Origin of the sequence: Streptomyces sp. NPDC048257, assembly GCF_043201855.1 — a bacterium.
In the GTDB taxonomy this organism is placed as follows: domain Bacteria; phylum Actinomycetota; class Actinomycetes; order Streptomycetales; family Streptomycetaceae; genus Streptomyces.
Genome location: NZ_JBICZI010000014.1, coordinates 150,066 through 172,520 on the forward strand (window position 1 = coordinate 150,066; position 22,455 = coordinate 172,520).

The 22,455-nt window shown below is 72.5% G+C and carries 20 protein-coding genes; 14 read left to right on the top strand and 6 right to left on the bottom strand.

Annotated elements, in window-relative coordinates; all coding sequences use genetic code 11:
- Nucleotides 1-90: 90 nt before the first annotated feature.
- From pheS to ACGFZK_RS24940, 4 genes are all read left to right on the top strand, one after another.
- Nucleotides 91-1,218 (top strand): phenylalanine--tRNA ligase subunit alpha, encoded by a 1,128-nt coding sequence (gene pheS / locus ACGFZK_RS24925; RefSeq protein WP_393851065.1) that lies wholly within the window; start codon nucleotides 91-93, stop codon nucleotides 1,216-1,218.
- On the top strand, nucleotides 1,218-3,746 hold the full coding sequence (pheT, locus tag ACGFZK_RS24930) for a phenylalanine--tRNA ligase subunit beta (RefSeq protein ID WP_393851066.1): 2,529 nt from the start codon (nucleotides 1,218-1,220) through the stop codon (nucleotides 3,744-3,746). The genes pheS and pheT overlap by 1 nt, the downstream gene beginning before the upstream one ends.
- Before the next feature lie 419 nt (nucleotides 3,747-4,165).
- Nucleotides 4,166-5,506 carry a transcriptional regulator gene (locus ACGFZK_RS24935; RefSeq protein WP_393851067.1) on the top strand — a complete coding sequence of 447 codons (1,341 nt, stop codon included), beginning with the start codon at nucleotides 4,166-4,168 and terminating at the stop codon, nucleotides 5,504-5,506.
- Nucleotides 5,507-5,568: 62 nt separating this feature from the next.
- Nucleotides 5,569-6,096, top strand: coding sequence for an NUDIX hydrolase (locus tag ACGFZK_RS24940; RefSeq protein WP_393851092.1), 528 nt, complete (start codon nucleotides 5,569-5,571; stop codon nucleotides 6,094-6,096).
- A 3-nt stretch (nucleotides 6,097-6,099) separates the two neighbouring features.
- Here the strand turns inward: ACGFZK_RS24940 and ACGFZK_RS24945 are convergent, their stop codons facing one another.
- Complete coding sequence (locus tag ACGFZK_RS24945) at nucleotides 6,100-6,993, bottom strand: 3-hydroxybutyryl-CoA dehydrogenase (protein WP_393851068.1); 894 nt, start codon at nucleotides 6,991-6,993, stop codon at nucleotides 6,100-6,102.
- A gap of 139 nt (nucleotides 6,994-7,132) precedes the next feature.
- Here ACGFZK_RS24945 and ACGFZK_RS24950 point away from each other — a divergent pair, with 139 nt between their 5' ends.
- Complete coding sequence (locus ACGFZK_RS24950) at nucleotides 7,133-8,392, top strand: glycoside hydrolase family 10 protein (protein ID WP_393851069.1); 1,260 nt, start codon at nucleotides 7,133-7,135, stop codon at nucleotides 8,390-8,392.
- On the opposite strand, the gene ACGFZK_RS24955 is transcribed toward ACGFZK_RS24950, so the two are convergent.
- Nucleotides 8,386-8,583, bottom strand: a complete 198-nt coding sequence (locus ACGFZK_RS24955) for a DUF1918 domain-containing protein (protein ID WP_393851070.1) — start codon at nucleotides 8,581-8,583, stop codon at nucleotides 8,386-8,388. The genes ACGFZK_RS24950 and ACGFZK_RS24955 overlap by 7 nt on opposite strands.
- Before the next feature lie 57 nt (nucleotides 8,584-8,640).
- A complete protein-coding gene (locus ACGFZK_RS24960) occupies nucleotides 8,641-9,546 on the bottom strand; it encodes a DMT family transporter (protein ID WP_393851071.1) in 906 nt (301 codons plus the stop codon).
- Here ACGFZK_RS24960 and ACGFZK_RS24965 point away from each other — a divergent pair.
- The 7 genes from ACGFZK_RS24965 (at nucleotide 9,545) to ACGFZK_RS24995 (ending at nucleotide 16,731) form a co-directional block, all read left to right on the top strand.
- A complete protein-coding gene (locus tag ACGFZK_RS24965) occupies nucleotides 9,545-10,990 on the top strand; it encodes a PLP-dependent aminotransferase family protein (protein ID WP_393851072.1) in 1,446 nt (481 codons plus the stop codon). The genes ACGFZK_RS24960 and ACGFZK_RS24965 overlap by 2 nt on opposite strands.
- Nucleotides 10,991-11,021: 31 nt before the next feature.
- Nucleotides 11,022-11,597, top strand: a complete 576-nt coding sequence (locus ACGFZK_RS24970; protein ID WP_393851073.1) for a histidine phosphatase family protein — start codon at nucleotides 11,022-11,024, stop codon at nucleotides 11,595-11,597.
- A gap of 249 nt (nucleotides 11,598-11,846) precedes the next feature.
- Complete coding sequence (argC, locus tag ACGFZK_RS24975) at nucleotides 11,847-12,875, top strand: N-acetyl-gamma-glutamyl-phosphate reductase (protein WP_393851074.1); 1,029 nt, start codon at nucleotides 11,847-11,849, stop codon at nucleotides 12,873-12,875.
- Nucleotides 12,872-14,044: a bifunctional glutamate N-acetyltransferase/amino-acid acetyltransferase ArgJ gene (argJ, locus tag ACGFZK_RS24980; RefSeq protein ID WP_393851075.1), complete on the top strand. Its 1,173-nt coding sequence runs from the start codon at nucleotides 12,872-12,874 to the stop codon at nucleotides 14,042-14,044. The genes argC and argJ overlap by 4 nt, the downstream gene beginning before the upstream one ends.
- The gene (gene argB, locus ACGFZK_RS24985) at nucleotides 14,041-14,985 is read left to right on the top strand and encodes an acetylglutamate kinase (protein ID WP_393851076.1); all 945 of its coding nucleotides are present in this window, start codon (nucleotides 14,041-14,043) and stop codon (nucleotides 14,983-14,985) included. The genes argJ and argB overlap by 4 nt, the downstream gene beginning before the upstream one ends.
- Nucleotides 14,982-16,187 carry an acetylornithine transaminase gene (locus tag ACGFZK_RS24990; RefSeq protein ID WP_393851077.1) on the top strand — a complete coding sequence of 402 codons (1,206 nt, stop codon included), beginning with the start codon at nucleotides 14,982-14,984 and terminating at the stop codon, nucleotides 16,185-16,187. Before argB ends, ACGFZK_RS24990 begins: the two co-directional genes overlap by 4 nt.
- Nucleotides 16,188-16,194: 7 nt before the next feature.
- Nucleotides 16,195-16,731 (top strand): arginine repressor, encoded by a 537-nt coding sequence (locus ACGFZK_RS24995; protein WP_030010023.1) that lies wholly within the window; start codon nucleotides 16,195-16,197, stop codon nucleotides 16,729-16,731.
- A gap of 9 nt (nucleotides 16,732-16,740) precedes the next feature.
- Here ACGFZK_RS24995 and ACGFZK_RS25000 read toward each other — a convergent pair whose 3' ends face one another.
- The 3 genes from ACGFZK_RS25000 to ACGFZK_RS25010 are packed head-to-tail and all read right to left on the bottom strand — an operon-like array spanning nucleotide 16,741 to nucleotide 19,376.
- Nucleotides 16,741-17,427 carry a L,D-transpeptidase gene (locus tag ACGFZK_RS25000; RefSeq protein ID WP_393851093.1) on the bottom strand — a complete coding sequence of 229 codons (687 nt, stop codon included), beginning with the start codon at nucleotides 17,425-17,427 and terminating at the stop codon, nucleotides 16,741-16,743.
- Nucleotides 17,428-17,433: 6 nt separating this feature from the next.
- On the bottom strand, nucleotides 17,434-18,015 hold the full coding sequence (locus ACGFZK_RS25005; protein WP_393851078.1) for a pyridoxamine 5'-phosphate oxidase family protein: 582 nt from the start codon (nucleotides 18,013-18,015) through the stop codon (nucleotides 17,434-17,436).
- 5 nt (nucleotides 18,016-18,020) lie between these two features.
- A complete protein-coding gene (locus ACGFZK_RS25010; protein WP_393851079.1) occupies nucleotides 18,021-19,376 on the bottom strand; it encodes a hypothetical protein in 1,356 nt (451 codons plus the stop codon).
- Nucleotides 19,377-19,561: 185 nt separating this feature from the next.
- Between ACGFZK_RS25010 and ACGFZK_RS25015 the strand changes: the two genes are divergently transcribed.
- Entirely contained in the window at nucleotides 19,562-20,755 is a 1,194-nt protein-coding gene (locus ACGFZK_RS25015) for an argininosuccinate synthase (protein ID WP_030009472.1), read from the top strand.
- A 143-nt stretch (nucleotides 20,756-20,898) separates the two neighbouring features.
- On the top strand, nucleotides 20,899-22,326 hold the full coding sequence (gene argH / locus ACGFZK_RS25020) for an argininosuccinate lyase (RefSeq protein ID WP_393851080.1): 1,428 nt from the start codon (nucleotides 20,899-20,901) through the stop codon (nucleotides 22,324-22,326).
- Nucleotides 22,327-22,455 lie beyond the last annotated feature (129 nt).

The following is a 22,455-nucleotide window of genomic DNA, read 5'->3' on the forward strand; positions in this document are numbered from 1 at the left end:
TCCTTTGGCACCTTTGTGTCCTTGTGCTGAGCGCGTCCTGCGCGTCGCGCGGGGGACCCAACCAGCCAGCCATCGGAAGTACGGGAAGAGATGTCGGCACCGAACAAGTCGTACGACCCTGTCGAGGTCGAGGCACTGAAACCGGAAGAGATCGAGCGCATGCGGGACGAGGCGCTCGCCGCCTTCGCGTCCGCCGGCGACCTCGACGCGCTGCGTGAGGCGAAGACCGCGCACATGGGCGACCGCTCGCCCCTGGCGCTCGCCAACCGCGAGATCGGCGCGCTGCCCCCGCAGGCCAAGGCCGAGGCGGGCAAGCGCGTGGGCCAGGCCCGGGGCGCCGTGAACAAGGCCTTCGGGGCCCGCACGGTCGCGCTCGAGGCGGAGCGCGACGAGCGGGTGCTGGTCGAGGAGGCCGTGGACGTCACACTGCCCTACGACCGCGTCCCCGCCGGCGCCCGGCACCCCTTGACCACGCTGATGGACCGCATCGCGGACATCTTCGTGGGCATGGGGTACGAGGTCGCCGAGGGGCCGGAGGTGGAGGCCGAGTGGTTCAACTTCGACGCGCTCAACTTCACGCCCGACCACCCGGCGCGCCAGATGCAGGACACCTTCTTCGTCCAGGGGCCCGAGGGCACCCAGGGCGACGAGTCCGGCGTCGTGCTGCGCACCCACACCTCCCCGGTGCAGGCGCGCTCGCTGCTGGAGCGCAAGCCCCCCGTCTACATCGTCTGCCCGGGCCGGGTGTACCGCACCGACGAGCTCGACGCGACGCACACCCCGGTCTTCCACCAGGTCGAGCTGCTCGCGGTGGACGAGGGCCTGACCATGGCGGACCTCAAGGGCACCATGGACCACATGGTCCAGGAGCTGTTCGGCGAGGGCACCACCACGCGCCTGCGCCCGCACTTCTTCCCCTTCACCGAGCCGTCCGCCGAGATGGACATGCAGTGCTACGTGTGCCGCGGCGAATCGGTGGGCAACCCCGACCGCCCGTGCCGTACCTGCTCCAGCGAGGGCTGGATCGAGCTCGGCGGCTGCGGCATGGTCAACCCCAAGGTGCTCATCGCCTGCGGTGTGGACCCCGAGAAGTACAGCGGGTTCGCCTTCGGGTTCGGCATCGAACGGATGCTGATGTTCCGCCACAACGTCGAAGACATGCGAGACATGGTCGAGGGTGACGTTCGCTTCACCCGGCCGTTCGGGAGTGAGATCTGATGCGCGTCCCGCTTTCCTGGCTGCGGGAGTACGTCGACCTTCCCGCGGGTGAAACCGGTCGCGACGTCGCGGCCAAGCTGGTCGACGCCGGCCTCGAGGTCGAGACCGTCGAGCAGCTCGGCGGCGGCCTCAAGGGTCCGCTCGTCGTCGGTCAGGTGCTGACCATCGAGGAGCTGGAGGGCTTCCGCAAGCCGATCCGCTTCTGCACGGTCAACGTCGGTCAGGCCAACGGCACCGGTGAGCCGCAGGAGATCGTCTGCGGTGCCCGGAACTTCTCCGTCGGCGACAAGGTCGTCGTGGTGCTGCCCGGCGCGGTCCTGCCGGGCGACTTCGCGATCGCCTCGCGCAAGACCTACGGCCGCACCTCGCACGGCATGATCTGCTCCGGCGACGAGCTGGGCATGGGCGACGACGGCACGCACGGCATCATCGTGCTGCCGCCCGAGCACGAGGTCGGCACCGACGCGATCGAGCTGCTCCAGCTCGTCGACGAGGTCCTCGACATCGACATCACCCCGGACCGCGGCTACTGCATGTCCATGCGCGGTGTCGCCCGCGAGGCGGCGACCGCGTACGGCCTGCCGCTGCGCGACCCGGCACTGCTCGACGTGCCCGCGCCGAACTCGTACGGCTACCCGGTCAAGGTCGATGACCCGGCCGGCTGCGACCGGTTCACCGCCCGCACGGTGACCGGTCTCGACCCCGACGCGCGCTCGCCGATCTGGCTCACCCGCCGCCTGCAGAAGGCGGGCATGCGCCCGATCTCGCTCGCCGTGGACGTCACCAACTACGTGATGCTGGAGCTCGGCCAGCCGCTGCACGCCTACGACCGCTCCAGCATCGAGGGCACCATCGGTGTCCGCCGTGCCGAGCAGGGCGAGAAGTTCACCACCCTCGACGGGGTCAAGCGCACGCTCGACGCCGAGGACCTGGTGATCACCGACCACAGCGGGCCGATCGGTCTCGCCGGTGTCATGGGCGGCGCCAACACCGAGATCGCCGACTCCCTCACCGACCCCGAGACCGGACAGGTCACCGGGACCACGGACGTCGTCATCGAGGCCGCGCACTTCGACTCCGTGTCGATCTCGCGCACCGCCCGCCGCCTGAAGCTCTCCTCCGAGGCCTCCAAGCGCTTCGAGCGGGGCGTCGACCCGCAGGCCGCCGCCGCGGCCGCGCAGCGGACCGTCGACCTGCTCGTGCTCCTCGCGGGCGGTACCGCGGAGGCCGGTGTCACCCAGTTCCTCGCCCCGGGTGCCCCGCGCACCGTCGCGATGAGCGCGGACCACCCCGACCGGGTCGCGGGCATGGAGTACGGCCGCGAGACCGTCGTACGCCGGCTCCAGGAGATCGGCTGCGACGTCTACGGCCAGGACGAGCTCGTCGTCACCGTCCCGTCGTGGCGGCCCGACCTCGCCGAGCCCAACGACCTCGCCGAGGAAGTCATCCGGCTGGAGGGCTACGGGAACCTCCCGTCGACCCTCCCCCAGGTGCCCTCCGGCCGCGGTCTGACCGCCCGGCAGCAGCTGCACCGCCGGGTCGGCCGCGCGCTGGCCGGCGCGGGCTACGTCGAGGCGCTCAGCTACCCGTTCATCGGTGAGGGCGTCTTCGACCAGCTCCAGCTCCCGGCGCACGACATCGCCCGTCAGGTGGTCAAGCTGGTCAACCCGATCTCCGACGAGGAGCCGGCGCTGCGCACCACGCTGCTGCCGGGTCTGCTCGGCGCGCTGCGCCGCAACGACAGCCGGGGCAGCCACGACCTCGCGCTCTTCGAGACCGGTTCGGTCTTCCGTGCCGCCGCCCGGCCGGGTGTCGCCGTACGGCTGCCCGTCGACCGGCGTCCCACGGACGAGGAGATCGCCACCCTGAACGCGGCCCTGCCCGCGCAGCCGCGGTACGCCGCGGTCGTGCTGGCCGGTGCGCGCGAGCAGGCCGGCTGGTGGGGCAAGGGCCGCCCGGCCGACTGGGCGGACGCGGTCCAGGCCGCCCGTGCGCTCGCCGTCGAGGCCGGCACCGAGCTCGTCGTCCGCCAGGGCCAGTACGGCCCCTGGCACCCGGGCCGCTGCGCCGAGCTGGTCGTCACCGTCGACGGCGTCGAGCAGGTCATCGGCCACGCCGGTGAACTGCACCCGCGCGTGGTCAAGGCGATGGGCCTGCCGGCCCGCACCAGCGCGATGGAGCTCGACCTGGACCGCCTCGCGGCGGCCGGTGGCGAGGCCCTCCAGGCGCCCCGGATCTCCTCCTTCCCGGTGGCGACCCAGGACGTGGCGCTGATCGTCGACGCGTCGGTCCCGGCGTCCTCGGTGGAGGCCGCTCTGCGCAAGGGCGCGGGCGAACTCCTGGAATCGCTGCGGCTGTTCGACGTGTTCACCGGTGAGCAGGTCGGCGAGGGCAAGAAGTCCCTGGCCTACGCGCTGCGCTTCCGCGCGGCCGACCGGACGCTGACCGCCGAGGAGTCCACGGCCGCGCGCGACGCGGCGGTGGCGCTGGCGGGCGAGCGGACCGGGGCGGTGCTCCGGGGCGCGTAACCGCTTCGCACACGAGTGAGGGGCGCATCCGGACCACCGGATGCGCCCCTCACTCGTTCGGGTGAGAAGTCGGGGGGCGAAGGCCACGCGCGCCGGGCCCGGTGGATGAGCCCGGCACGCGTTCGGCCCGGTCCCTGCCGGGGCGCGGCGACCAACCGGGCGCCGGCGGAACGGGAACGCGCCGCCCGCCTGCCATGGAGTGTCGGGCAGACAGCAGGACGGGCGGCGCGGTGACGGGTCGTCGCACTGTACGAGGGGGAGCCGACGACCCGAGCTACCTCTTGGCGAGGCTCTTCAGTGAAGCGCCCCGAGGGGTCCTTGCGGCAGAGTGCGCGTCGCATTTATGCGCGTTCTCGGTTCACACCCCGTGTGAACCGCGCACCCACTAGCCTGAGACGGACGAGCCCCAGGAGCGGCCCATGCAGCCCAATGTCCTGCTCGACGCCCTCCTCGCCGAGGCGGGCATGTCCCACGCCGGACTCGCCGCCTACGTGAACCAGGCAGGCCGCACCCGCGGACTCGCCCTGCGCTACGAACACACCGCCGTGACGCGGTGGCTGAAGGGCCAGCGGCCCCGGGGCCAGGTGCCCGACCTGATCTGCGAGGTGCTCGGCGGCCGGCTGCGGCGGCCCCTCGGACTGGACGACATCGGGCTCGGCGCGGCCGACCGGCCCGTCCCGCTGCACGCCTCTCCGCTCAGCGGTTTCGTGGACCGGGCCGCCGCCCTGTGGCGCTCCGACGGCCAGGCCCGGCCCCAGCTGCTCGCCGCCGAGGCGGTCACCGGGACGCCCGCCGTCATCCCGGTGTGGGAGTGGGAGAATCCGCCCGAGGACGCCGACGTCTCCCGTGAGGGATCGAACCCGATCGGGCCCGAGCACATCGAGATCCTGAAGTCCGCCCGCGCCCACTACGAGCTGATGTACCGCCGGGCCGGCGGACTGGCCACGCGGGACCGGATCGTCCGCTTCCTTGGCAGTGAGACCGCGCCCATGCTGCGCGGAAGGTACTCCGACGACCTCGGCCGCCGCCTGCACCGGGCCACCGGGTCCCTGGTGGCGGTGGCGGGCATCTGCGCGTACGACTCGGACGCCCACGGGCTGGCCCAGCGCTACTTCCACCAGGCCCTGCGCCTGGCCAAGGCGAGCGGGGACCGCGGGCTCGGGGCGTACGTCGTCGCGCTGATCGTCAACCAGTCCCTGCACCTGCGGGAGTACCGCCAGGCCGTTGCCTTCGCCGAGGCCGCACTGCGCGCCGCCGGCCGGCACACCACCCCGGCGCTGACGGCGGACCTGTACGCCATGCAGGCCAAGGCGTACGCGCAACTCGGCGACACCCGGGCCGCGCTGGCCTGCATCCGCAAGGCGGAGGCGGCCGCCGAGCGGATCCGCCCGGGCAGCGAACCGGACGAGACCGGCTATGTCCAGCCGGGTCTGGTCAACGTCCAGGTCGCCGAGGCACTGCTCAGTCTGGGCGATCTGGAGGCGGCTGGGGTCCAGGCGACCGCCGCCGTCGGCACCCCCGCGCACGACCGCGGCCGGGTGCACCGGCTGGCGATGCTGTGCGAGATCCAGCTGCGTCAGGGAGAGGCGGACCGGGCGGCGGCGTCCGCCGCCGAGATGGCCGAGCGGGCCAAGGGCATGGAGTCGCTGCGGCTGCGCGACCGGCTGCGGACGGTCCGCGAACAGCTTCTGACCAGCGGTTGTACGGGCGCGGAGGAGACCGCGAGGCTCATCGACGGGGCGCTGCGCGTTCCGCTGTGACGGGTCAGCTGCTGCCATGTTTGCCACCTACTCGAAAGGAAGGTGGCACTGCCGTGCAGTGGATGAACCTGAGTGAGCAGACTGTGTACAAGAACCGTTGGTTCGATGTGAATCTCGCCGATGTGGAACTTCCCGACGGCCGGCACCTGGACCACTTCGTGATCCGGCTGCGTCCGGTCGCCGTCGCCACGGCCGTCAACGAGGCCAACGAGGTGCTGCTGCTCTGGCGGCACCGCTTCATCACCGACAGCTGGGGCTGGGAACTGCCCGCCGGGGTGGTCGAGGACGGCGAGGACATCGCGGTCGCGGCGGCCCGCGAGATGGAGGAGGAGTCGGGCTGGCGGCCCGGACCGCTCCACCACCTGATGACCGTCGAGCCGGCCAACGGACTCACCGATGCCCGGCACCACCTCTACTGGGCGGACGGGGCCACCCACATCGGCCATCCCGAGGACGATTTCGAGTCCTCGCGCCGGGAGTGGGTCCCGCTGGGGCTCGTGCCGGACATGATCGCCCGCGGGGAGATCCCGGCCGCCAACATGGCGGCCGGGCTGCTCCTGCTGCACCACCTGCGGCTCGGCCGGCCGTAGGGATCAGCCGTACGGGTAGAAGCCCGCGCCCGTCTTGCGACCCAGGCGGCCGGCGTCGACCATGCGCTGGAGCAGCGGGGGAGCGGCGTACAGCGGCTCCTTGTACTCGGCGTACATCGAGTCGGCGATCGAGGCGATGGTGTCCAGGCCGATCAGGTCGGACAGCTTGAGCGGGCCCATCGGGTGGGCGCAGCCCAGCTCCATGCCGTTGTCGATGTCCTCGCGGCTCGCGATGCCGGACTCGAACATCCGGATCGCGGAGAGCAGGTACGGGACGAGGAGCGCGTTGACGACGAAGCCCGAGCGGTCCTGGGCGCGGACCGCGTGCTTGCCCAGCACGTTCCGCACCAGGGCCTCGGCCCGCTTGACCGTCTCCTCGCCCGTGGTCAGCGCGGGGATCAGCTCCACGAGCTTCTGCACCGGCGCCGGGTTGAAGAAGTGGATGCCGATGACCTGGTCGGGCCGCGAGGTCGCGACGGCCAGCTTGACCAGCGGGATCGAGGAGGTGTTGGAGGCCAGGATCGCGTCCGGGCGGGTGATCACCTGGTCGAGGACCTGGAAGATCTCCGTCTTGACCTGCTCGTTCTCGACGACCGCCTCGATGACGAGGTCACGGTCGGCGAACTCGCCGAGGTCGGTGGTGAAGGTGAGGCGGGCCAGCGTGGCGTCCCGCTCCTCCTCGCTGATCTTGCCGCGTTCGGCGGCCTTGGTCAGGGAGTTGTGCAGCCGGGTACGGCCGATCTCCAGGGCTTCGCCGGTGGTCTCGGCGACCTTGACCTCAAGGCCACTGCGGGCGCACACCTCGGCGATACCCGCGCCCATCTGGCCACAGCCCACTACGCCGACCCGTGTGATGTCGGAAGGGAGGTCAGTCACTTCGTGCCTTTCGCAGCTCATCCGTCGGCGGGTCCCCCGTACGATTCCGGCGCCCGCCACGCCCCCCGACGTTACTCCCGACCTTGCGCGGGGCGGGGGGCCGGGGCGGGCATGCTGAGCGCACATCGTCCACTGTCACTCAGTGAAACGGAGCTGTCACATGACGTATATCGGTCGACGGGCGCTACTCGCCGGAGCCGTGGGGGTGATCGCCGCCGCCACGGCTGCCACGACCGGCCCGGCCGCGGCGGCGGCGCGGCGGACCGGGACGCCCGCCCGGGTCGGCGCCGTCGACTTCCGCGGGATGTGGATCGCCTCCGTGGCGAACGTGGACTGGCCCTCCGAGAGCGGACTCTCCGCCGCGCGCCAGCGCACGGAGCTGCTCGGTCTTCTCGACACCGCGGTGGAGCGGCGCCTCGGCGCGGTGATCCTCCAGGTCCGGCCGGCCGCGGACGCGTTCTGGCCCTCGAAGCTGGAGCCCTGGTCGCAGTGGCTGACCGGGGAGCAGGGGGTCGACCCCGGCTGGGACCCGCTGGGCACGGCCGTCACCGAGGCGCACGCGCGCGGGCTGGAGCTGCACGCCTGGTTCAACCCCTACCGCGTGGCCAACCACACCGACCTCGACCGGCTGGCGCCCACGCACCCGGCGCGGCGCAACTCCGGCTGGACGGTGGAGTACGGCGGCAAGCTCTACTACAACCCGGGTGTGCCCGAGGTACGGCGCTTCGTGCAGGAGGCCATGCTCGACGCCGTGACCCGCTACCCGGTGGACGCGGTGCACTGGGACGACTACTTCTACCCCTACCCGGTGGCGGGCGAGTACTTCGACGACGACGACGCCTTCGAGGAGTACGGCGGCGCCTTCGGCTCCCGTGCCGCCTGGCGCCGCAACAACACCGACACCCTGGTCCGCGAGATGTCCGAGCGGCTGCGCACGGTCCGGCCGGCCGCTCGCTTCGGCATCAGCCCGTTCGCCGTCTGGCGCAACTCCGACCGGGACCCCACGGGTTCACCGACGCGCGCGGGCCTCGGGACCTACGACGACCTCTACGCGGACACCCGCAAGTGGGTCAAGGAGGGCTGGATCGACTACATCGTGCCGCAGGCCTACTGGCACATCGGGCACGAGACCGCCGACTACGCCGACGTCGTGCCCTGGTGGGCGCGGACCGTCGCGGGTACGGACGTCCAGCTGTACGTGGGGGAGGCCCTGTACCGCTGCGACGAGGACAGCCCCGTCGCCGCCTGGCGCGATCCGGGGGAGCTGTCGAAGCACGTGCGGTTCGCCCGGGGCTACCCGGAGGTCCGCGGCCACGTCTACTTCTCGGCGAAGCAGGTGGCCGCGGACCCCAACGGGGCGATGGCCCGGGTGGTCGCCGACCACTACCGGTCGGCGGCGGCCCCGCGCCGAATTCAGTGAGGGGGCTCTGAGGGGTGGCGGACCGTGCAGTCGGGTCCGGGAGCCATCAGTGCCTCGTGTCCGTCCTGGAAGCGGACCCGGTACGGGGGGGTTCCGTTCTCGCCCAGAACCTGGGTGATCTCGCCCACCTTGTCCTGCTGTCCCACGATCCTGCCGTGCTGCACCAGCTGGTCGCCCTCGGTCGCGCGCATAACTGACCTCCTCGGTGGCGGTCCGATCCGGTGCTAGCAGTTTAGGTCGTCATGGGGCTATTTGACCCGTTGGGTCACCGCGATGCAGACGAGTACCGCGCAGGCGGCGGCCGGTGCGGCGGGGGAGAGGTGCTCGCCCAGCAGGGCCACCGACCACACGAGGGTCAGCAGCGGCTGGGCGAGCTGGAGCTGGCTGGCCCGCGGAGCGCCGATCTCGGCCATGCCCCGGTACCAGACGTACAGGCCGAGGAAGGTGGAGCCGGCCGCCGCCCAGATCAGCCCGGCGAGCCCGTGGCCGCTGAGGTGCACCGGCTCGTAAGCGAGCCCGATAGCGGAGCCGGCCAGGCTGAGCGGCAGGCACAGGACCAGCGCCCAGCCGATCACCTGCCAGCCGGGCAGCATCCGGGCGAGCCGGCCGCCCTCGGTGTACCCGGCGGCGCACACGAGCAGGGCGCCGAACAGGTAGGCGTCCCCCGCGGAGAGGGCGCCGCCGCTCTGCGCGAGCGTGAAGCCCAGCACGACCGCGGCCCCGGCGAGAGCCGCGGCCCAGAAGGCGCGCGAGGGGCGGGCTCCGGTGCGCAGCGCGGACAGCGCAGCCGTGGTGAGCGGCAGGAGGCCGACCACCACGGCGGCGTGCGAGGTCGTCGAGGTGGTCAGCGCGAGGGTGGTGAGCATCGGGAAGCCGACGACCACCCCGGCGGCGACGACGGCGAGTCCCGCCCAGTGCTCACGGGCGGGCAGCGGGACCCGCCGGGCCAGCAGGAAGGCCCCGGCGATGGCGGCGGCGAGGACACTGCGCAGCGCGACCAGCGACCACGGGCCGAAGCTCTCCAGCCCCCACGCGGTGGCGGGGAAGGTCAGCGAGAAGGCGACGACGCCGAGCATGGCGAGGGCGGTACCCCGGCGTACCGGGTTCTTGACCGCTATCGTGGTCGGGAGAGTAGCGCTATTCTGTGCTGTCATGTACGAGCGTAGCAGTGTGGCGGAACTGGCCGAATCCCTGAGGTCCGAACTCAACCGCTACTCGGTGGGTGGAAAGCTCCCGTCGAGCCGGGCTCTGGTCGAGCGCTATCGGGTCAGCCCCGTCACCGTCTCCCGGGCCCTCGCGCAGCTCGCCGCCGAGGGGCTCGTGGTCACCCGGCCCGGCGCGGGGGTCTTCCGCGCCGCACCGCGCACGGCGGCCCCTGCCGTCGGGGACACCTCCTGGCAGGAGGTCGCCCTCAGCGCCGAGGGGGCCGGGGAGGTCGTCCCGCGGTCCGTCGACGCCACCGGAGTGCTGGGCTCGCTGGCCGCGCCGCCGACCGGGGTGATCGAGCTCAACAGCGGCTACCTGCACCCCTCCCTGCAGCCCGAGCGGGCCATGGCGGCCGCGCTGGCCCGGGCCGGGCGGCGGCCCGGAGCCTGGGGCCGGCCACCCCTGGAGGGACTGCCCGAGCTGCGCGACTGGTTCGCCCGGGAGATCGGCGGCGCGGTCGTCGCCGCCGACGTGCTGGTCACCGCGGGCGGGCAGAGCGCGCTGGCCACCGCCCTGCGGGCGCTCGCCCCGCCCGGTGCGCCGATCCTGGTGGAGTCCCCGACCTACCCCGGACTGCTGGCCATCGCCCGTGCCTCCGGGTGCCGGCCCGTGCCGGTCCCGGTGGACGCCGACGGGGTCCGGCCGGAGCTGCTGGCCGCCGCCTTCGAAGCGACCGGCGCACGGGTCTTCGTATGCCAGCCGCTCTTCCAGAACCCCACCGGGGCGGTCCTGGCCCCGGGGCGGCGGGCCGAGGTGCTGGGCATCGCCCGGGCCGCCGGGGCCTTCGTGGTCGAGGACGACTACGCCCGGGCCCTGGCCCACGAGGACGCCGGTCCGCTGCCCGCGACCCTGGCCGCCCAGGACGAGGACGGGGTGGTGGTGCACGTCAGGTCGCTCACCAAGTCCACCTCGCCCAGCCTGCGGGTCGGCGCGCTGGCCGCCCGCGGCCCGGTGGTCGACCGGCTGCGCGCCATCCAGATCGTCGACACCTTCTTCGTGTCCCGGCCGCTCCAGGAGGCCGCCCTGGAGCTGGTCGGCGCGCCCGCCTGGCCGCGCCACCTGCGCACCGTCGCCGCCGAGCTGCGCCACCGCCGGGACGTGCTCGCGGGGGCCCTGCGCCGGGACCTGCCCGAGCTGGAACTGCCGCATCTGCCGTCCGGCGGATACCAGTTGTGGGTCCGGCCGACCGGGGGCGGTGACGACACCGCCTTCGCGGCGGCGGCCCTGCGCGCCGGGGTGGCGGTGGCGCCCGGCCGCCCGTACTTCTGCGCGGAACCGCCGGGGCCGCACGTCCGGCTGAGCTTCGCCGGGGTCGCCGGCCCCGGGGAACTGGTCGAGGCCGTCCAGCGGCTGCGCACCGGCCTGGTGGACGGCCTCGGTCCGAACGCTTGACCGCACGCGGTCCGCGGATCACCATCGCCGCATGCATGTTCGGGTTTCGCTCGTCGCCGCAGCCCGTAGTACCTCGCTGCTCACCGAGCGCTTCGACGACGACCGCCCGCTGGACGGAGCCGGCTGGCGGTCGGTGGAGTCCGCCGCGCGGGGGCTCGTACCCCTGGGCTCGGCCGAGCTGCGCTACTGCTCGCCGACTCCGCGCAGCCGTGCCACCGGCGAGGCCCTCGGGTACGCGCCGCTGGCGCAGCCCGCCCTGCGCGAGTGCGACATGGGCCGCTGGCGGGGGCTGACCCTGGCCGAGGTGACCGCCCACGAGCCCGGCGCGGTGGACCTGTGGCTGAGTGATCCGCGCTCCGCCCCGCACGGGGGCGAGTCCCTGCTCGCCTTCATCTCCCGGATCGGCGGCTGGCTCGACACCCGGCCCGCCGACGACGGGGGTGCGATCGTGGCGGTGGCGGAGCCCTCGGTGGTCCGGGCCGCCCTGGTGTACGCGCTGAAGGCGCCCCCGCTGACGTACTGGAACGTGGACGTCCGGCCGCTGTCCACGATCACCCTGACCGGCTGGTCCGGTCACTGGTACCTCTCCCTGCAGGCCCCTGCGTAGGCCGCTGCGGAAGCCCCAGGGCAGGGGCCGCCGGACGTCGTCTCGTCGACGGGACGCACCGCCGCGCCGACCGGCCGTTTCCGCCCGTGTCCGCCCGAATCACCGGCGGAACGGGATCTTTCCTGCTAGACATCTTCCAGGGGCCGCCGCTGCCGTCCGGCCCCGTTGTCGTACCCCCTCCCACCAGACCCGGACATTGCATAAACGTGCGTAAGTACGTATGGTCATGCCATCGATGAGGAGGGTCCGATGGTGGTACGTGTAGCGGTGGCCGGAGCGAGCGGGTACGCGGGCGGGGAAGCCCTGCGCCTCCTGCTCTCGCACCCCGAGGTGGAGATCGGCGCCCTGACCGGCAACTCCAACGCCGGACAGCTCTTCGGCTCCCTGCAACCGCACCTCGTGCCGCTCGCGGGACGCACCCTGGAGGCGACCACCCCCGAGGTCCTCGCCGGCCACGACGTCGTCTTCCTCGCCCTCCCGCACGGCCAGTCCGCCGCCGTCGCCGCCCAGCTCGGCGACGACGTCCTCGTCGTCGACATGGGCGCCGACCACCGGCTCAAGGACTCCGCCGACTGGGACGCCTTCTACGGCGCCCCGCACGCCGGGACCTGGCCCTACGGACTCCCCGAACTGCCGGGCGCCCGCGCCGCCCTGGAGGGCACCAAGCGCATCGCCGTCCCCGGCTGCTTCCCCACCGCCGTCTCCCTCGCGCTCTTCCCCGCCTACGCGGAGCAGCTCGCCGAGCCCGAGGCCGTGATCGTCGCCGCCACCGGCACCTCCGGCGCGGGCAAGGCGCTCAAGACGAACCTGCTCGGCTCCGAGGTCATGGGCTCCGTGAGCCCGTACGGCGTCGGCGGCGGCCACCGCCACACGCCCGAGATGGTGCAGAACCTCTCCCCGCTGGCCGGGCAGCGCGTCAGCGTCTCCTTCACGCCGACCCTCGTGCCCATGGCGCGCGGCATCCTCGCCACCTGCTCCGCGAAGGCCCTCCCCGGCACCACCGCCCAGTCGCTGCGCGCCGCCTACGAGAAAGCGTACGCCGACGAGCCCTTCGTCCGGCTGCTCCCCGAGGGGCAGTGGCCGGCCACAAAGTCCGTGAACGGTTCCAACGCCGTCCACGTCCAGGTCGCGTACGACCCGTCCGCCCGGCGGATCATCGCCGTCAGCGCCATCGACAACCTGACCAAGGGCACCGCCGGCGGCGCGGTGCAGAGCATGAACATCGCCCTCGGGCTCCCCGAGCAGCTCGGCCTTTCCACGATCGGAGTCGCACCGTGAGCGTCACGGCAGCACAGGGATTCACGGCAGCGGGCATCGCCGCCGGAATCAAGGCGAACGGCAACCCGGACCTGGCCCTCGTGGTCAACAACGGGCCGCGACTTGCCGCCGCGGGCGTCTTCACCTCCAACCGCGTCAAGGCAGCCCCCGTGCACTGGTCCGAGCAGGTCCTGCGCGGCGCCGCCGTGGGCGCGGTCGTCCTGAACTCCGGCGGCGCCAACGCCTGTACCGGACCCAAGGGCTTCCAGGACACCCACGCCACCGCGGAGAAGGTCGCGGCCACGCTCAACGGACTCGGACTCGGCAGCGAGTTCAACGCCGGCGAGATCGCGGTCGCCTCCACCGGCCTGATCGGCGTCCTGCTCCCCATGGACAAGCTGCTCCCCGGCATCGAGACCGCGGCCGCGGCCCTGTCCGCGGACGGCGGCGAGGCCGCCGCCATCGCCATCAAGACCACCGACACCGTGCACAAGACGGCCACCGTCTCCCAGGGCGGCTGGACCGTCGGCGGCATGGCCAAGGGCGCCGGCATGCTCGCCCCGGGCCTGGCCACCATGCTCGTCGTCCTCACCACCGACGCCGACCTGGACAGCGCCACCCTCGACAAGGCGCTGCGCGCGGCCACCCGCACCACCTTCGACCGGGTCGACTCCGACGGCTGCATGTCCACCAACGACACGGTGCTGCTGCTCGCCTCCGGCGCCTCCGGCCAGGTGCCGGCGTACGAGGACTTCGCGGAGGCCGTGCGCAAGGTCTGCGACGACCTGGCCCGCCAGCTGATCGGCGACGCCGAGGGCGCCAGCAAGGACATCCGCATCGAGGTCATCGGCGCGGCCAGCGAGGACGACGCGGTCGAGGTCGGCCGGTCCATCGCCCGGAACAACCTGCTCAAGTGCGCCATCCACGGCGAGGACCCCAACTGGGGCCGGGTGCTCTCCGCGATCGGCACGACCAAGGCCGGATTCGACCCGGACCGGCTGGGCGTCGCCATCAACGGCGTCTGGGTCTGCAAGAACGGATCGGTCGGCGAGGACCGCGACCTGGTCTCGATGAAGGACCGCGAGGTCCGCATCACCGCCGATCTGTCCAACGGCAGCGAGTCCGCGGTCATCTGGGCGAACGACCTGACCGCCGACTACGTCCACGAGAACAGCGCGTACTCCTCATGAGCGACGAGAAGGCCGGCCAGCCCGGCACCTGCGGCGGCACCGCCCGCAAGCACACCGCCCTGCCCAAGGCACAGATCCTCATCGAGGCCCTGCCGTGGCTCACCCGCCACAACGGCAAGATCGTCGTCATCAAGTTCGGCGGCAACGCCATGATCGACGAGGACCTCAAGGCCGCCTTCGCCCAGGACGTGGTCTTCCTGCGCCAGGCCGGCCTGAAGCCGGTCGTCGTGCACGGCGGCGGCCCCCAGATCAACGCCCAGCTCGACAAGCAGGGCCTGGTCAGCGAGTTCAAGGCGGGGCTGCGCGTCACGACCCCCGAGGCCATGGACGTCGTACGGATGGTCCTGGCGGGCCACGTCCAGCGCGAGCTGGTCGGACTGCTCAACCAGCACGGTCCGCTCGCCGTCGGCATGACCGGCGAGGACGCCCGCACCATCATCGCGACCAAGCACAGCCCGGAGATCGGCGGCGAGGTCATCGACATCGGCCGGGTCGGAGAGATCACCTCCATCGACACCGGCGCGATCGAGGCGCTGCTGGCGGACGGCCGGATCCCGGTCATCTCCTCCATCGCGGGCAGCGCGGACGACCACCACGTCTACAACGTCAACGCCGACACGGCGGCCGCGGCCCTCGCCGCCGCCCTGGGCGCCGAGACGCTGATGGTCCTCACCGACGTCGAGGGGCTGTACGCGGACTGGCCGCACAGCGACGAGGTCATCAGCCGGCTCACGGTCAGCGAGCTGGAGAAGCTGCTGCCCGATCTGTCCAGCGGCATGGTGCCCAAGATGGAGGGCTGCCTGCACGCCGTACGCAACGGCGTGAACACCGCCCGCGTGCTCGACGGGCGGGTCCAGCACTCGATCCTGCTGGAGATCTTCACGGACTCCGGCATCGGCACGATGGTCGTGCCCGACGGCCAGTCAGGGGGAACGCAATGACGCAGGGCACCGGCAACCAGGAGTACGCCGCCCGCTGGCAGGGTGCGCTGAGCAACAACTACGGCACCCCCGCGGTCGCGCTGGTACGCGGCGAGGGCGCCCAGGTGTGGGACGCCGACGGGAAGCAGTACACCGACTTCGTCGGCGGCATCGCCGTCAACGCCCTCGGTCACGCCCACCCGGCGATCGTGGCGGCCGTCACCGGCCAGATCTCCACGCTCGGCCACGTCTCCAACCTGTTCGTCTCCGAGCCGGTCGTCGCGCTCGGCGAGCGGCTGCTCCAGCTCTTCGGCCGCCCCGGCAAGGTCTTCTTCTGCAACTCGGGCGCCGAGTCCATCGAGGCCGCCTTCAAGATCGGCCGGCTGACCGGGCGGACCCACATGGTCGCCACCGACGGCGGCTTCCACGGCCGGACCATGGGCGCCCTCGCGCTCACCGGCCAGCCGAAGAAGCAGGAGCCCTTCCGGCCGCTGCCGGGCGACGTCACGCACGTCCCGTTCGGTGACGTGGAGGCCCTGCGGGCCGCCGTCACCGAGGAGACCGCGCTCGTCGTCATCGAGCCCATCCAGGGCGAGAACGGCGTCGTCGTGCCCCCCGCCGGGTACCTGACGGCCGCCCGCGAGATCACCCGCGCCACCGGCACCCTGCTCGTCCTCGACGAGGTCCAGACCGGCATCGGCCGGTGCGGCCAGTGGTTCGAGCACCAGGCGCACGAGGACGTCGAGCCCGACATCGTCACCCTCGCCAAGGGGCTGGGCGGCGGCCTGCCCATCGGCGCGGTGGTCGCCTTCGGCCCCGTGGGCGACCTGCTCCAGCCGGGCCAGCACGGCACCACCTTCGGCGGGAACCCGGTCGCCTGCGCCGCCGGCCTCGCCGTCATCGACACGATCGCCGCCCAGGGGCTGCTCGACCAGGTCAAGGCCCGGGGCGAACGGCTGCGCTCCGGCATCGAGGGCACGGACCACGCCCTGGTCTCCCACGTCCGGGGCTCCGGTCTGCTGCTGGGTATCGTGCTGACCGAGCCGCTCGCCGCCCGGGTGCAGCAGGCGGCTCAGGATGCCGGCTTCCTGGTCAACGCGCCCGCCCCCGACGTCGTACGGCTCATGCCCCCGTACGTACTCACCGAGGCAGAGGCGGACGCGTTCGTCCGGGCGCTGCCCGGCATCCTCGACGCAGCAGGCGGGGACGGATCCGGAGAATGAGACGACGATGAGTCAGGCGCAGGACAACGAGCAAGGCGGCCAGGCCGTCCCGCAGACCCGCACCGCGCGTCACCGCCGGATCGTGGACATCCTCAACCGGCAGCCGGTCCGCTCCCAGAGCCAGTTGGCCAAGCTGCTCGCCGACGACGGGCTGAGCGTCACCCAGGCGACGCTCTCGCGCGACCTCGACGAGCTGGGCGCGGTGAAGATCCGCAACACCGGCGGCGAGCTGATCTACGCGGTACCCAGCGAGGGCGGCTTCCGCACCCCGCAGGCCCCGCTCGGCGAGTCCGCGAAGGAGGAGCGCATGCGGCGCCTCTCCGGGGAACTGCTGATCTCGGCGGAGGCCTCCGCGAACCTCGTGGTCCTGCGCACCCCGCCCGGTGCGGCGCAGTTCCTCGCCTCGGCGATCGACCAGGCCGAGCTCCGCGCGATCCTCGGCACGATCGCGGGCGACGACACCCTGATGCTGATCAGCCGGGACCCGGCGGGCGGCCAGGCCCTCGCCGACCACCTGCTGCGTCTGGCGCAGAAGGAGAGCTAGTCCGGGGGCTCAGTAGCGGGTCACGGCCAGGGCCCCCGACTCCGTGCCGATCGCGATGTGCGGACGACGGTCCGGATCGGCCCAGCGCAGGATCGCCCGCATGGCCCGCTCCGGCACGGACACGCAACCGGCCGTCGCGCCCTTGCCGTTGACGTGCAGGAAGATCCCGGCGCCCCGGCCGCGTACGGGCTCGTCGTAGTTGAAGGCGATGACCAGGGCGTGCGCGTACTGCTTCTCGTACGTCACCAGGTGCTCGGCCTCGCCCGGCGCGCAGTCCGCCGGCAGTGGTTCGACCCAGCGGTTGTAGTGGGCGGACGCGTTGTCCTGGCACCACCAGGAGTCCGCGGTCACCCGCCGGTAGTCGTGGTCCGTACCGGCCGGTGCCCGCCGGATCCCGAAGGCGTAGGGGAGTTCGTACAGGCCGGTGGGCGTGGTGTTGGTGCCCTGGGTCCGGGTCGCCCCCTCGGTGAGGCCGTTCGCCCCGAAGCGGGCGGGCGCGCTCCCGGACTCGTGCCACCGGCCCGCCCACCGCTCCCACCAGACCACCTTGCCGGTGGTGGCTCCGGGTGCGGGCGCGACGGCGGTGATCAGCTGACTTCCGCCGCCGGTGTCGGCGAGCCGGTCCGGCAGGGGCGCGGGACCCTGCGGGAGCAGGGTCGTGACGATCAGTGAGACGGTGACTACAGCGGTACGCAGCACATGTCAGACGGTACGGGGCGGAAGGGGCAGCGGCAGCGCAGGCAGGCCGTCGAGGCTCGATCCGATGAACTCCTTCTTCTCGCAGTACGCGGCGAACTCCTCGTCCGTCTTGCGGCCGAAGTACTCCGCGTGCAGGGTCCGCTCGCCCTGGTACTCCATGAGCGGGACGGCGTACCCGCAGACATCGGAGATCCGGCGGGCGTGGACCAGGACGACGGCCCGCGCCGACGGCCCGTCGGCCTCGCCGAACAGGGCGACCAGTTCGCCCCAGCGGGGATCGTCGCGGAAAACCACCTCGCCTTCGCCGTGGATGCGCACGATGTTGGGCGGCCCGCTGAACGCGCACCACATGAGGGTGATCCGGCCGTTCTCGCGGACGTGGGCGATGGTCTCGGCGCCGCTGCCCCCGAAGTCCAGGTAGGCCAGGGTCTGCTCGTCGATGACGACGAGGGTTCCGGCGCGGCCCTTGGGGGAGAGGTTGACGTGTCCGTCACCGGTGAGCGGAGCGGTGGCGGTGAAGAAGATCGGCTGCTCCTCGATGAACGTGCGCAGGCGGCCGTCTATGCGTTCGTAGAGCTTTCCCATACGGATCAGTATCCGTCGGCCGGGGCCGAGCACTGCGGAAGTCCGAGCTGCGCGCGCATCTGCCGCATGACGTAGTCGCTGAACAGGTCCGTGCACCGGTCCAGGAGGGCGCCGACCTCCGGGTCCCGCGCCGGCAGCTCCGGCGGCCGGTACGGCGACCACATGCTCCGGACGCGCTGCGCGGCGACCGTCCGCAGGGCCGGGTCACGGTCCGTCAGCAGTTCGACGGAGGCCCGTAGTCCGGCCACCCCGCCCCGGGCGAACAGCAGCCGGTAGGCGGCCCGGCGGGTGTGCGGCGGCCGCTCGGGCGCGATGCGGGCCCACAGCCAGTCGCCGGGCAGCTGCCCGGCGGAGGCGCTCAGGCTGCGTGCCGCCTCGCGGGCCACCGCCGGCGCGGGGTCGTCCAGCAGCGGCCGCAGCAGCTCGACGTCCGTGACGTCCAGCAGGCGCAGCCCGGCGACGGCCGCCGCCCGCACCGGACCGGCGGGGTGCTCCAGCAGCGTGCGCAGCAGCGGTGCGTCCTCGCGGCGGGCGCACTCGGCGAAGCCGATCACCGCGTACGGGGTCACGCGCGCGGGCTCGGCCAGCAACTGGAGGGAGAGCGGGTACGGGTCGCCGCCGCCCTGGCGGACCAGCCAGCGGGCGCAGGCCCGAACCAGTCCGGAGCGGTCGGCGAGGTGTCCGGCGGCCTCAGCCGTGCGGCCGGCGCCGCGCAGGGCGGTGACCCCGCCGGCGCGGACCATCGGGCCGCGGCCGCCGCGCAGGGCGTCGATCGCCTCGTCGTCCGGCCCGTCGCAGGCCAGGGCGGCCAGCGTCGCGTCCGTCCACAGCCGGCTCGTCAGCGGATCGTGCTCGCGGGCTGCCAGCCGGGCCAGCTCCCGTACGCCGAGCAGCCCGGCGTCGAGGGTCTGCCGCGCGGCGAACCGCCGGGTCGGCGGATCCGCGCTCTCGCGGAGCTCGGCGAGGAGGGTGCGGTCCTCGTTCAGCACGTCCTCGAAGCGTTCCAGCGCCCATGCGCCCTGTTCGCGCCGGCCGAGCCGGATGACGAGCGGTGTCAGCCGGCGCAGCGTGCCCGCGCGGTCGTCGGCCAGGGCCGCGGCCAAAACCTGCCGGGCCCGCTCGCGTACGGCCGGGACCCAGTCCGCGCACCGGATCGCGACGAGCTCGGGCAGCGGCTCGGGCGCCCGGAGGGCAGCCTCCCGGATCCGGCCGTTCGAGTGGCACAGCCGCACCGCCGGCGGCGCGCCGAGGGGGCTCGCGTGCGACCAGTAGTAGGTCTGCCGGACGGCGTGGTCGAAGTCGATCCACGCGGTCGCCGGGCTCCCGGGCGGCGGGATCTGCGTCTGCGTGCCGGTGTCCATAGGTCCTCCCCGTGACTGGTGGTCCTGATCGTAGGCAGCCGGGCCGTCGCCTCGCCTCTCATATATCCGCAGGTCAGGCGGTGGAGGTGGGGGGCGCGCCGGAGCCGCCCGCGCGACCGATTGACGAAACATACGGAGTAGTGCATAGTTATGCCTGTCGTTGAATGCACCGTAAGGAGAAACCCGTGACCGAGCGCGTCGTACTCGCCTACTCGGGCGGCCTGGACACCTCCGTCGCCATCGGCTGGATCGCCGAGGAGACGGGCGCCGAGGTCATCGCCGTTGCCGTGGACGTCGGCCAGGGCGGCGAGGACCTGGACGTCATCCGCAAGCGCGCGCTCGACTGCGGTGCGGTCGAGGCCGAGGTCGCCGACGCCTCGGACGAGTTCGCCAACGAGTACTGCCTCCCGGCGATCAAGGCGAACGCCCTCTACATGGACCGGTACCCGCTGGTCTCGGCGCTCTCCCGGCCGGCCATCGTCAAGCACCTGGTCGCCGCGGCCAAGAAGCACGGCGCCACGACCGTCGCCCACGGCTGCACCGGCAAGGGCAACGACCAGGTCCGCTTCGAGGCGGGCATCGTCGCCCTCGCCCCGGACCTCAAGTGCATCGCCCCGGTCCGTGACTACGCGATGACCCGGGACAAGGCGATCGCCTTCTGCGAGGAGAAGCAGCTCCCGATCGCGACCACCAAGAAGTCCCCGTACTCCATCGACCAGAACGTCTTCGGGCGCGCCGTCGAGACGGGCTTCCTGGAGGACATCTGGAACGCGCCGATCGAGGACATCTACGAGTACACCTCGAACCCGGCCCTGCCGCGCGAGGCCGACGAGGTCGTCATCTCCTTCAAGGAGGGCGTCCCGGTCGCCATCGACGGCAAGCCCGTCACCGTGCTCCAGGCCATCCAGCAGCTGAACGACCGCGCCGGCGCCCAGGGCATCGGCCGGATCGACATCGTCGAGGACCGTCTCGTGGGCATCAAGTCCCGTGAGGTGTACGAGGCCCCGGGCGCGATCGCGCTGATCACGGCCCACCAGGAGCTGGAGAACGTCACCGTCGAGCGCGAGCTGGCCCGCTACAAGCGGCAGGTGGAGCAGCGCTGGGGCGAGATGGTCTACGACGGCCTGTGGTTCTCCCCGCTCAAGCGGGCGCTGGACGGCTTCATCAACGAGGCCAACCAGCACGTCACCGGTGACATCCGGATGACCCTGCACGGCGGCCGCGCCGTGGTCACCGGCCGGAAGTCGGACGAGTCGCTGTACGACTTCAACCTCGCGACCTACGACTCGGGCGACACCTTCGACCAGTCCAAGGCCCAGGGCTTCATCGAGATCTTCGGTCTCTCCTCGAAGATCGCGGCCCGCCGCGACCTCGCCTGACCGATCAGCAGTCCGGACCGCCTCCCCGTTACCTCCGCGGCGGGGAGGCGGTTGCACATCCGAAGCCCGACAGGCCGCCGAGGCCCTGGGGCGTCGGAGCCTTACCCGCAGTCAAAGCCATGCAGTCTTGAGGAGCAGTAGCTGTGAGCAGCAACAAGGGTGACGTCCGGCTCTGGGGCGGCCGGTTCGCCGACGGTCCTTCGGAGGCGCTGGCCCTGCTGTCGGCGTCGGTCCACTTCGACTGGCGCCTCGCGCCGTACGACATCGCCGGCTCCCGCGCCCACGCCCGCGTGCTCCACAAGGCGGGCCTGCTCACGGCCGAAGAGCTCGACCGCATGATCGCCGGACTCGACCAGCTCGAGGCCGACGTGGCGAGCGGCTCCTTCACCGGGACCATCGCCGACGAGGACGTGCACACCGCCCTGGAGCGCGGCCTGCTGGAGCGGCTGGGCCCCGACCTCGGTGGCAAGCTGCGCGCCGGCCGGTCCCGCAACGACCAGGTGGCCACCCTCTTCCGGATGTACCTGCGCGACCACGGCCGGATCATCGGCGGCCTGATCGCGGACCTCCAGGACGCGCTGGTCGGCCTCGCCGAGACCCACCACGACGTGGCGATGCCGGGCCGGACCCACCTCCAGCACGCGCAGCCGGTGCTCTTCGCCCACCACGTACTGGCCCACGTGCAGTCCCTGTCCCGGGACGCGGAGCGGCTGCGCCAGTGGGACACCCGGACCGCGGTCTCCCCGTACGGCTCGGGCGCCCTGGCCGGCTCCTCGCTGGGCCTGGACCCGGAGGCGGTCGCCGCCGACCTGGGCTTCGAGCGGGGCTCGGTCGGCAATTCGATCGACGGCACGGCCTCGCGCGACTTCGTGGCCGAGTTCGCCTTCATCACCGCGATGATCGGGATCAACCTGTCCCGGATCGCGGAGGAGATCATCATCTGGAACACGAAGGAGTTCTCCTTCGTGACCCTGCACGACGCCTTCTCGACCGGGTCGTCGATCATGCCGCAGAAGAAGAACCCGGACATCGCGGAGCTGGCGCGCGGCAAGTCGGGCCGTCTCATCGGCAACCTGACGGGCCTGCTCGCGACCCTCAAGGCGCTGCCCCTGGCGTACAACCGGGACCTCCAGGAGGACAAGGAGCCCGTCTTCGACTCCTGCGACACCCTCGAGGTCCTGCTGCCGGCCTTCACCGGCATGATGGCGACCCTCACGGTCAACCGGGAGCGGATGGAGGAGCTGGCACCGGCGGGCTTCTCGCTCGCCACCGACATCGCCGAATGGCTGGTCAAGCAGGGTGTGCCCTTCCGGGTGGCGCACGAAGTGGCCGGCGAGTGCGTCAAGGTCTGCGAGGGCGAGGGCATCGAGCTCGACCAACTGACGGACGACCAGTTCGCGAAGATCTCGGAGCACCTGACCCCGGAGGTCCGGACGGTCCTGAACGTCGAGGGCGCCCTGGCCTCGCGCAGCGGCCGCGGCGGCACCGCCCCGTCGGCGGTCGCGACCCAGCTCACCGAGCTGAAGGCCGACCTGGTCATCCAGCACGCCTGGGCGGCCCACAAGCAGTAACCCGCCGTGCCCGCAGGGGCGGGGGGGGGGGGGGGCGGCGCCCCCCCCCCCCCCCGCGGGGGGGGGCCCCCCCCCCGCGGGGGGGACCGGGGTGGGTGGGGGGCACGAGCCCCCCCGGGGCAAGTCCCA